Genomic DNA, 10,745 nt, shown 5'->3' with positions numbered 1-10,745 from the left:
GTTTCAGGTGAACAAAACGTCTCAAGGAGTTTTCTGTGCAAGACAATAACGTGCTGGTCACCGACCATCGCTATGCGCACACCGCGCGTTTCTGGCGCGAAAGCCTTTCCCAGGTCGCCGGCGTCTACCGGATCGCACCGCACGCCCCGAGTCGGCAGCCGGGTCGCCAGCTGTCCCGCTCGGTGCGGCTCACGCCCGCGTCGCTCGACCTGTTGCGGCATATCGGCGACGGCGAGCTTGCCGAATTCGCGGTCACGGCGGCGGGCATTGCGTTCCTGCTCTGGAAATACTTCCGGATTCCGGTCACGGTGCTCGGCACGCCGGGGCTGGCCGAACATCCGCCGGCCCGGGCCGCCACCGTTCCGCTGATCATCGAGGTCCGTCCCGACGAGCGTATCGAGGACTACCTGTCGCGCGTGGCCGGGATCGTGGAAGACAGCTACGCCGAGCCTCGATTCCCGCTTGAAACGCTCGTGCGCAACGAACAGGACATGGATCTCGCGCAGCTCACGAAAGTCGCGCTGGCGGACGATCGGGTACACCACGCACCGACCGGTCGGGACGACGACCTGCAGCTGCATCTGCGGCTCGCGCGCGGCGAAATCGAGCTGCGTTACAGCGCGGCGATCGAGCCTTTCATCATCGACGGTTTCGCCGGCAGCCTCGGCGCGGTGCTGGAGGCATTCGAACACCTCGACCAGCCCGTCGGCGACATCGAATCGGCCCCGCCGGAAGAGCGGCCGCTGCTGACCGCCTTCAACGAAACCGCGACGGCGGGCCCCAGCCACCCGACGGTCGTCGCCATGTTCGAAGCGCAGGTCGCCCGCACGCCGACGGCGCCGGCCCTGGTCACCGACAGTTCGCTGATGACCTACGCCGACCTGAACGCCCGGGCCAACAGCCTGGCGCATCAATTGCGCGAACACCACGACGTCGGGCCGGAATCGCTGGTCGGCATCATGCTCGACCGTTCCGAATGGATGATCGTCGCGATTCTCGGCATCTTGAAGGCAGGGGCGGCGTTCGTTCCGCTGGACCCGGCGTATCCGGCCGAACGGATCAATCACATCCTCGGCGACACCGGCCTGTCGCTGCTGGTGACCCAATCGAGCCAACTGGCGCAGTGGTATGAATTCTCCGGCGTGACGCTGCTGCTGGATCAGGAACTCCCCGGCTGGACGCCGCTGCCGGACAACCCGCCGTACCGTGCCGAACCGGCGCACCTGGCCTACGTGCTCTACACGTCCGGCTCGACCGGGAAACCCAAAGGCTGCCTGCTCGAACACCGGAACCTGGCCCACTACATCGCGTGGGCCGCCGGGTATTACTTTCCGGAAAGCACGACCGGCAGTTTCGGCCTGTACAGCTCGCTTTGCTTCGATTTCACGCTCACCAACATCTTCTGCCCGCTGGTGCGCGGCAAGACGCTGCGCATCTATCCGCAGTCGGAAAGCATCGACACCATCCTGGCCCGGATGTTCCAGCCCGGCAGCGGCGTCGACACCCTCAAGCTCACGCCCACCCACATTCACCTGCTGGAATACATGAACCTGGCACGCTCCGGCGTGCGCAAGGTGATCGTGGGCGGCGAGGAACTGACGCCCCAGCACATCGCCACGCTGCGCAAGATCGATCCCGCGATCGAAATCTACAACGAGTACGGTCCTACCGAGGCGACGGTCGGCTGCATCGTCGAGCGCGTCGAGGACGCGCCGTCCACGGTGCTGATCGGCCGGCCCATCGCCGACACCCGGGTGTACATGCTCGACGACGCGCTGCGGCCGGTTCCGCTCGGCGTGCCCGGGGAAATCTGCCTCGCCGGCGCCGGCCTTGCGCGCGGCTACCACCAGCGGCCCGACGTCACCGCCGCGAAATTCGTCGAGCATCCGTTCCCCGGCGAAGCGCGCATCTATCGCACCGGCGACATCGGCCGGTGGCTGCCCGACGGACGTATCCAGTGCTACGGACGCGTCGACCACCAGGTCAAGATCCGCGGGCACCGTGTCGAACTCGGCGAGATCGAGGCCGCGATCGCCGCGCACGAGGAGGTCGTCGGCGCGGCGGTCATGCTGCGCGAATCCGCCCACGGGGTGCGCAAGCTGGCGGCCTATGTCAAGTGCGCCGCGAGCCTCGGCATGCCGGACCTCCGGGCCTATCTGGCCGGGAAGCTGCCGGACTACATGGTCCCGTCCGACATCATCCCGATCGCCGAATTCCCGCTCAACGCCAACGGCAAGCTGGATCGCCCGGCGCTCCTGGCCCTGGAGCCGGCCGCTGCGCCCGACGCCGCCCCTCTCGACGCGACGCCGATCCAGCTCGAGCTGGTGCGCATCTGGCGCGACGTGCTCGACAATCCGGCCGTCGATCTCACCGGCCGCTTCTTTGACTACGGCGGCGATTCGCTGCAAGCCATGCAGCTGGTCTCGCGGATCTGGAGCAGCTTCTCCGTCGAGATCGGCATCGACGCAATCTTCGAACTCCAGACCATCAGCGCGGTGTCCGACCTGATCGAAGCGTCGTCGCCCCGCGCCGGTTCGACGGCCGGCACCATCCTGCCCCGCTCGCGCACGAACGACCTGCCGCTGTCCTTTCCGCAGCAGCGGCTGTGGTTCCTCGCGCAACTGGAAGGCCCGTCGGCCACCTACAACATCTCGAGCGCGCTGCGCTTCGACGGCGAACTGGACATCGCGCGCCTGCGGGTTGCCGTGTCCGAGATCAGCCGGCGTCACGAGATCCTGCGCACGACGTTTCCCGCCGTCGACGGCCTCGGGGTTCAACGCATCGCGCCGCCGGCGCCGGTCGCGCTCGACGTCGTCGACGTCGCCGACGAATCCGACACGCTCGCGCTGCTCGCGGCGCAAGCCGACCGCCCGTTCGATCTCGCCGCCGGGCCGCTCTATCGCGTCGTGCTGTATCGCGTCCATGAGCGCCTGCACGTGTTCGGCATCGTGATGCATCACATCGTTTCCGATGCATGGTCGTCAGGCATCCTCATCGGCGAACTGGCCGCGCTCTATGCCGGCCAGTCGCTGCCGGAACTGGCTGTCCAGTACGCAGACTACGCCGTGTGGCAGCACGAGCGCCTGGCGTCCGCCGACACGCATGACGAACTGGCGCTCCTGAGCGCCGCGCTGGCGGACGCGCCGGACCTGATCGAACTGCCCACCGACCGCCCCCGGCCCGCCATCCAGCAGTTCCGCGGCGCGGTCCTGCCGTTCCAGCTGGGCAGTGAACGCGCCGACGGCCTGCGCGCGATTGCCCGCGCGTCCGGCACCAGCACGTTCATGGTCGTGCTCGCCGCGTATGCGCTGCTCCTGTCGCGATACAGCAACCAGCAGGACCTCGTCATCGGCTCCCCGATCGCCAATCGGCGTTCCAGCATGACCGAGCCGCTGATCGGCTTCTTCGCGAACATGCTCGCGCTGCGCGTGGACCTGTCGGGCAATCCGACCTTCGGCGAACTGCTGGCGCGCGTGAAGCGCGTCGCGCTGGACGGCTACAGCCGCCAGGAGATTCCGTTCGAGCAGGTGGTGGACTCGCTCGAGCTCGAACGCAACCTGAGCCGCACGCCGGTGTTCCAGGTCGTGTTCGCGTACGAGAAAGCACAGCCCCAGGCGGTGAGCTTCCCCGGCCTCGTGGCCACGCCGGTGTCGGTGGAGACCCACACCGCGAAGTTCGACCTCACGCTCCATGTCCAGGATGCCGACGACGGCCTCGCGGGCTCGCTGGAATACAACCTGGACCTGTTCGACGCCGCCACGATCGATCGCATGGCGGAGCACTTCCGTACGCTCGTCGATGCCGTGATCGCCGATCCGGACCGGCCGCTCGGCGCGCTGTCGTTGTCGAGCGATGCGGAGCGGAACCTGCTGACCGTCGAGTGGAACCAGACCGACACGGATTTCGGCGAGGCCGCCGCGCAACCGCTGCATCGTCTGTTCGAACAGCAGGTCGAGCGCACGCCCGATGCCGTCGCCGCCGTCTTCGATGACCAGGCGCTCACCTACGCCGAACTCAACCTGCGCGCCAACCGCCTCGCCCACCACCTCATCGCGCTCGGCGTCGGCCCCGATGCACTCGTCGGCGTCGCCATGGAGCGCTCCCTCGACATGAGCATCGCGCTGCTCGCGATCCTCAAGGCCGGCGGCGCCTACGTCCCAGTCGACCCCGACTACCCCGCCGAGCGCGTGCGCTTCATGATCGACCACGCGCAGCTGCGCTGGCTGCTCACCCAGCAGCATCTGCGCGCCGCTCTGCCCGACACCGGCGCCCGCCTGATCGTCGTCGATAGCGACGAACTCGATCTCGACCTCGACGCGGTGTCGAATCCCGCACCTGCGCTGAACGGCGACAACCTCGCCTACATGATCTACACGTCCGGCTCGACCGGCCGCCCCAAGGGCGCGCTCAACACCCATCGCGCGATCACCAACCGCATCCTCTGGATGCAGCACGCCTACGCGCTCGACGCCGACGATGCCGTGCTGCAGAAAACCCCGTTCAGCTTCGACGTCTCGGTCTGGGAACTCTTCTGGCCGCTCGTCACCGGCGCCAGCCTCGTGTTCGCCCGCCCCGGCGGCCAGCGCGAGGCCGACTACCTGGTCGAGCTCATCGAGCGCGAACGGATCACCACGATCCATTTCGTGCCGTCGATGCTGCGCGCGTTCCTCGATCATCCGGAGCTCGACGCGCACTGCGCGTCGCTGCGCCGCGTCGTGTGCAGCGGCGAGGCTTTGCCCCACGACCTGCAGCAGCGTTGCCTCGAGCGCCTGGACGTCAGGCTCTACAACCTTTACGGCCCGACCGAGGCCGCCGTCGACGTGACCGCGTGGGAATGCCGGCGCGACGACCCGCACCGCATCGTCCCGATCGGCCGGCCCATCGCCAACACCCGCCTCTACATCGTCGACGCGCAGATGCAGCCCGCGCCGGTCGGCGTGGCCGGTGAATTGCTGATCGGCGGCACGCCGGTCGGGCGCGGCTACCACGGCGAACCCGAACTGAGCGCCGGGAAGTTCATCGCCGACCCGTTCTCCGCTGACCCGCTCGCGCGCCTCTATCGCACCGGCGATCTCGCGCGCTACCGCCCCGACGGCAATATCGAGTTCCTCGGCCGCATCGATCACCAGATCAAGCTGCGCGGCCTGCGCATCGAACCCGGTGAAATCGAGGCGGCGCTGCGCACGCATCCGTCGGTCGACGACTGCGTCGTGATCGCGAAAACCGAAGGAGCCCGAACGTTCCTGATCGCCTATGTCGCGACCGCGGCACCGGACATCGCCGATCTGCGCGGCTATCTGGGCGGCAAGCTCGCCGACTACATGGTGCCGTCGCAGTTCGTCGCACTTGAATCCTTGCCGATGCTGCCCAACGGCAAGATCAACCGCAAGGCGCTGCCGCTCCCGGCGAACGTGATCGACGCAGCCCGGCCGCACGCGCCGGCCGTCACGCCCCGGGAAATCCTGCTGGCGTCGATCTGGCAAGACGTGCTGCAACTGCCTTCCGTCGGCATCCACGACAATTTCTTCGAACTCGGTGGCGACTCCATCCTGAGCATCCAGGTGATCGCGCGCGCCAATCAGGCGGGGCTGCGCGTGACGGCGAAGCAGCTGTTCCAGTATCAGACGATCGCGCAGCTGGCCGCCGCGCCCGAGGAACAGGCAGCACACGCGCCGACCTTGAGCCCGCTGGGCGAAGCGCCGCTCACGCCGGTGCAGCACTGGCTCTTCGAACAGGAGATCGATGCGCCGTCGCACTACAATCAAACGGTCCTGATCCAGGTGCCGGCGGATATCGACGCGTCGAGGCTCGGCGACGCGTTCCGGCAAGTCTACGAACATCACGACGCGTTGCGACTGCGTTTCTCGCACGGTGCGGGCCGCTGGACCCAGCAAGTCGTCGCCGGTGGCGAGATGCCGGCGCTCTTTGCGAAGCAGGTGATCGCGGGCGACGCCGGCGAGCGCCTGGCGGCGATGCGCGCCGCCGCCGCTGACGCGGAGCGCGGCATCGACATCGCGCACGGCCCGTTGCTGGCGGCCCGGCTCTTCTGCCTGGCCGACGAGCCGCTCGCCCGCCTGTTCGTGTCGGTCCATCACCTGGCGGTGGACGGCGTGTCGTGGCGCGTGCTCCTCGAGGACTTGCATGCCGCGTACCACGGCCAGCCGTTGCCCGAGAAGACGACGTCGTTCCGCGAATGGGCGTTGCATCTGCAGCAACTGGCCCGGTCGCCCGCCATCGGCGACGAAGCCCGACTGTGGCAGGCCCTCCTCGCGCAGCCTGTCGAGCCGATGCCGGTTGACTATCCGGCCGCGAGTGCGGCCAACAACGGAGCCAACAACGCGGTCGGCGATGCGTCATCCGTTTCATTCGAACTGGACGAAGCCGACACCACCACGTTGCTACGCCGGCTGCCACGCGCCTACGACACCCGCATCAACGACGTCCTGCTCGTCGCGCTCGCGCAAGCCTGCAGCATGGTCACGGGCAACGCCCGCACCCGGATCGATCTCGAGAGTCACGGCCGCCATGTGTCGGATGCGCCGCTCGACCTCACCCGGACGGTGGGCTGGTTCACGTCCATCTACCCCGTCGTGCTCGACGCCGACGCGATGCAAGCGCCTGACGAAGCGCTGCGTGCCGCGCGGCAGCAGCTGCGCCGGACTCCGGCCGACGGCCTCGGCTATTCGTTGCTCCGCTACCTGAGCCCCGACGCCGCCGTGCGCGACAGTCTCGCCGCGTTGCCGAAAGCCGATATCCTCTTCAACTATCACGGGCAGCTCGATACCGTGTTGCAGCAATCCGATGGCTGGCGCCCGGCGGCCGAAGACCTCGGTTCGCTGCGCGCCGGGCGGTCGCAGCGCACGCACGCATTCGAGATCGTCGCGGCTGTGGTCGACGGCAAGCTTCAGGTGGACTGGCGCTACGGCGAGCGGCTCCACCGGCGGCAGACGGTCGAGAACCTGGCCGCGCACTTCAAGGACCGGTTGCTCGACTTCGCGGCGTCGGTCCCCGACACCGCATGGGACGACATCGAGGACAGCTACCCGCTCTCGTCGCTGCAGCAGGGCATCCTGTTCCATTCGCTGTACGACCTCGATCCCGCCGCCTATTTCCAGCAGTTCAGCTTTGTCGTCAGCGGCCCGCTCCAGGTGCCGGCGCTCCGGCAAGCGTGGGCCAATGCGCTCGCGCGCCATGCCGTGCTGCGCACTGCGTTCGCGTGGGCCAATCGCGATCATCCCGTCCAGACCGTGCTGCACACGGTCGAGCTGCCGTGGACGTTCGTCGACTGGCGGCACCGCGATGCGTCCCGCCGCGCGCAGGACTTCGATGCGTTCCTCGCCGACGACCGGAAGCGCGGCTTCGATCTGCAGCGGGCGCCGTTGTTCCGCTGCACGCTGATCCAGGAAACGGACACGCGCCATCGCTTCTGCTGGAGCGCGCACCACATCATCCTCGACGGCTGGAGCACCGCGACCCTGATGAAGGAAGTGTTCGACGACTACCTGTCGCTCGCCCGCACCGGCATGCCCGCGGTCGCGGCGTCGGCGCCGGGATACCGCGCGTACATCGACTGGCTCGCGCGTCATCCTCGCTCGGCTGACGAAACCTGGTGGCGCGCCGAGTTGGCCGGCTTCCATGCCGCCACGCCGATCGCGGCCGGTCCGGCCCGGCAGACGGCCGGCGACACCGCGCGGCAGGACAAGCGCAGGACCCAGCAATTCCTGCTGGACGAGGCCCTGACCGCGCGGCTGCAAGCGCTCACGCGGACGCATCGCGTCACGCTCAACGTGCTGGTCCGCGCGGCCTGGGCGTTGGTGCTGCGGCGTCACGCCGGAACGGACGACGTCGTCTTCGGCGTCACCGTGTCCGGTCGACCGCCGATGCTCGACGGCGTCGAGTCGATCGTGGGGCTGTTCATCAACACGCTGCCGCTGCGCTTGCGTATCGCGCCGGAGCGCCCCTTCATCGAATGGCTGGCAGAGGTTCACGCAGCCCAGACGGCGATGGAGCCGCATTCGTACAGTTCGCTGGTCGATATCCAGTCGTGGAGCGAACTGCCCGCCCGCGACAGCCTGTTCGACAGCCTGCTGGTCTTCGAGAACTTCCCGGTTGCCGCCGCCCCCGATCTCGGGCCGGATGACATCGAGATCCTCGACACCCGCGCGTTCGCGGAATCGAATTACCCGCTGACCCTGACCGTGCACCCGAACGAGCGCATCGGCTTCCATATTTCGCACGATGCACACCGCGTCGCGCCGGATGTCGTGCGGCAGATGCTCGGCACCCTCCGCACGCTGCTGGAACGATTCGCCGACGAACCGACCCGGCTGACCGGCCAGCTCGCCGATCCGCGGGCCGCCGGTGGCCAGCCGGGCGCGCCGCGCGGTGAGGCCGAACCGGCGATCGAAGCCGCCGCCGGTGCGGCCACGGCGGCACGCGCCGTCGCGCATACGGCCGACGAAAGCACGTTGCTGGAGATCTGGCAGCGGATCTTCAAAAGAGACGACATCAAGGTCAGCGACAACTATTTCGACCTCGGCGGCCACTCGATCATCGCGATCCAGTTGATGGCCAATGTCGAGAAGGCATTCGATCGCCGGCTGCCGATTTCCTGTCTCTTCGAGAATCCTACGATCGAGAAACTGGCGACGGCGCTGGCCGCGCAAGAGCCGTCCGCGCCCGCCGGCGGACTCGTGCCGATTCGCGACGGCGGCCCCGCCGCGCCGCTCTTCCTCCTGCCGGGCGCCGGCGGGAACGTGGTCTACTTCCACCCGCTCGCGAACCACCTGAGCGGCGCCCACGCGATTCACGGGCTGGAAGCGCTCGGCCTCGACGGCTCGTGCGAGCCGCTCACCCGCGTGGAAGACATCGCGGCCCGTCATATCGAACGCATCTGGCCGCTGGTGGGCGCGGGCCCGTACTACCTGGCGGGCCACTCGTTCGGCGCGCACGTGGCGCTCGAAATGAGCCGGCAACTGGTCGCCAAGGGCGCCGACGTGAAACTGCTGGCGATCCTCGACGCGTCCGCGCCCATCGACAGCTCGGCCGCCACTTACTGGCAGGATTGGGACGACACCGAATGGCTGGTCGCGATCGCCCACGAAATCGGCACCTTCCTCGGGACCGACCTTCAGGTGACGCGAGCCGACCTCGTCCAGCTCGATCCCGACGGCCAGGCCGGCCTGATCCTCGAGCGGATCGGCAGCCGCGGCAGCTGGTTCGCGGACGCCGGGTCCGACCGCCTGCGCGCCTACCTGCGCGTCTATCAGGCCAACTTCAAATCGCACTACGCGCCGCAAGCCACCCCGCTGCCCGTGCCGATCGCGTTGTTCCGCAGCACCGAGCGCGATCCCGGCGACTACGCTCCGTCGCCCGAGATCGCGCAGCTTCGCCTCGACCCGACCTGGGGATGGTCCCGCTTCTCGGCGCTCCCCGTCGCGGTGACGGACGTCCCCGGCGACCACCTGACCATGCTGCTCGATCCGCATGCCGGTGCGCTCGCCGCCCAAGTCAATTCATTTCTGGAAAAAAAGCCCTCATGAAATTGAAATCAACGCCGACGATCGACAACACTTTCGCCCGCAAGGTCTGCATCAACCTGGACCGGCGCCCCGACCGCTGGGAAGCGATGCAACGAAAATTCGCAGAGCAGAACATTCTCACGGTGGAACGGCTGTCCGCCGTCGATGCCAGGCTGGTGAGCGTGCCGGAATCGTTGAGCCATATGCGCCCGCAGGACTATGGCTGCACGATGAGCCATCTCGCCGCGGTGAAACAGGCCAAGGCCGCCGGCGCGAGCGAAGTCCTGATCTTCGAGGACGACGCGTTCTTCGACGCCGATTTCGCCGCGCGCTTCCCCGAGTTCATCGCGCAAGTGCCGGACGACTGGCACATGCTGTTCCTGGGCGCGTATCACTTCACGCCGCCCATTCCCGTCGCGCCGAACATCGTCAAGGCCGTGGAGACGCTCACCGCGCACGCGTACGTCGTCAGGGACTCGCTTTACGACGCGTTCATCGCGATCAACGAAAACCCGCCGGCGATCAACGACCGCAACAACCTCGTGCTGCAGCAGACGTTCAATTGCTACTGCTTCGAGCCGAATCTGGTCGGACAGGAGTCCGGCTACTCCGACATCATGGACGAAGTGATGCCGGAAAAGCCGCTGACCTATTCCATGCCCATTCCGGACGGCTGGTAACGCCTGCGGCCCGTGCTCGCCGCGATCCCTCACTCGACAGGCCATTGAACATCATGCAAACCACCACCGTTGACCTCGAAGCGGCGTTCGTACAGGCCGCGCTGGATGCGCTTCACCGGGACTGCAAGCTCGGCGACGCGATTTCACTGGCCTATGGGAAATGCGAATCGACTGCCGCCGTGATCGACCTGATTTTTCCGTTGATCACGAAGAAATTGCGGATCGATTACATCCTCATGTACAGCATCGAAAGCAATCCCCGCACGCTCCTGCAATTTCTTCGGCTGATCGAGTCGCGGCTGGCACGGAACGAAAACTGGACGGCCGCCTCGGTCGAGGCCGCGTTGCGGAGCGTGGCCGATTCGACGGACAGCGTCGGCTGGGATCGTGCGCAACGCCTGCTGAAGTGCTGCATCCTGTTTTCCGATTCGCCGCTGGAAATCGTGGAAAGCATCACGTTCCTGGGCAAGCACGAAACCTCGTCGAGATTGAGATCAGCGGCAAGCAATGTCGAACTCAGCCACCTGATCAACTGAGACCTATT

The 10,745-nt window shown here is 67.2% G+C and carries 3 protein-coding genes; all 3 read left to right on the top strand.

Annotation, left to right across the window (positions count from 1 at the left end):
- The first annotated feature begins 35 nt into the window (after positions 1–35).
- From BDI24065_RS21370 to BDI24065_RS21360, 3 genes are read left to right on the top strand one after another with little or no spacing between them, the layout of a single operon-like run.
- Positions 36–9,542 carry a non-ribosomal peptide synthetase gene (locus BDI24065_RS21370; RefSeq protein WP_175032950.1) on the top strand — a complete coding sequence of 3,169 codons (9,507 nt, stop codon included), beginning with the start codon at positions 36–38 and terminating at the stop codon, positions 9,540–9,542.
- A complete protein-coding gene (locus tag BDI24065_RS21365; protein ID WP_254609823.1) occupies positions 9,539–10,201 on the top strand; it encodes a glycosyltransferase family 25 protein in 663 nt (220 codons plus the stop codon). The genes BDI24065_RS21370 and BDI24065_RS21365 overlap by 4 nt, the downstream gene beginning before the upstream one ends.
- 53 nt (positions 10,202–10,254) lie before the next feature.
- Complete coding sequence (locus tag BDI24065_RS21360) at positions 10,255–10,737, top strand: hypothetical protein (RefSeq protein ID WP_254609822.1); 483 nt, start codon at positions 10,255–10,257, stop codon at positions 10,735–10,737.
- Positions 10,738–10,745 lie beyond the last annotated feature (8 nt).

Source organism: Burkholderia lata, from assembly GCF_902499025.1.
Lineage (GTDB): Bacteria > Pseudomonadota > Gammaproteobacteria > Burkholderiales > Burkholderiaceae > Burkholderia > Burkholderia lata_C.
The sequence above is the reverse complement of the archived record's forward strand: the minus strand, read 5'-3'. Positions and strand labels throughout refer to the sequence as shown.